This is a genomic window from Pseudomonas sp. Sample_14, assembly GCF_004307515.1.
GTDB classification, from domain to species: Bacteria; Pseudomonadota; Gammaproteobacteria; order Pseudomonadales; family Pseudomonadaceae; genus Aquipseudomonas; species Aquipseudomonas atacamensis.
The window spans coordinates 1-653 of sequence record NZ_RCOC01000036.1; the positions used below are offsets into that span (position 1 = coordinate 1).

The following is a 653-nucleotide window of genomic DNA, read 5'->3' on the forward strand; positions in this document are numbered from 1 at the left end:
GCCAATCAACATCTCCCCGAGCCTCCGCATCCTTCAACCACGCCAGTTGCGGATCAGCCTTGACCATCGCATCAATGGTCTGGCTGACGGACTCCTGACTCACATCCTTGATATCAATCTTCAGCCCATCGACCGCTTTCAGGACGATGTTGCCCTTGGCGATCATCTGCGTCTGGCGCAGGGTTTCGTCGGTGTTGCCGCGACCCTTGGCCGAGACCCATGCGGTGTTGTTGTTGGTTTTGGTATGGCTCTCGTCATGCAGATCCTTCACCCCTTCGAAGGTGATGGCGCCGCCGCTGTCGAGGAGGATGTCCTTGCCGCTGTCGAGTTTGGCCACCTGGTAATGCTGGTCGCCCAGGCTGACCAGAGACAGGTTGCCGCCGGTCTTGATTTCGCTGCCGACGTGGGTGACCTGGGTGACTTCGTCGCGCTGGAGTTTCAGGTTGCCGAAACCGCCCTTCTCCTTCATGTCATAGAGCGTGTGGTCCCTATTCTGCGCGGCCAGCAGATTGAGGTCGTTACCGGCGTAGACGTAGGCTTCATTGCCTGCGCTGATTTTGCTCGCGACCAGTGTGGTGTCACGGCCGGAACTGGTTTTTACGTCGCCGCCGGCGATGAACTCAGCTGCTTTCTGAACAGTGTGGTCATCCTGT

The 653-nt window shown here is 58.3% G+C and carries 1 protein-coding gene; it reads right to left on the reverse strand.

Annotation, left to right across the window (positions count from 1 at the left end):
* On the reverse strand, positions 1 to 653 hold a 653-nt coding region (locus D8U61_RS07850), incomplete at both ends, for a hemagglutinin repeat-containing protein (RefSeq protein WP_177433317.1).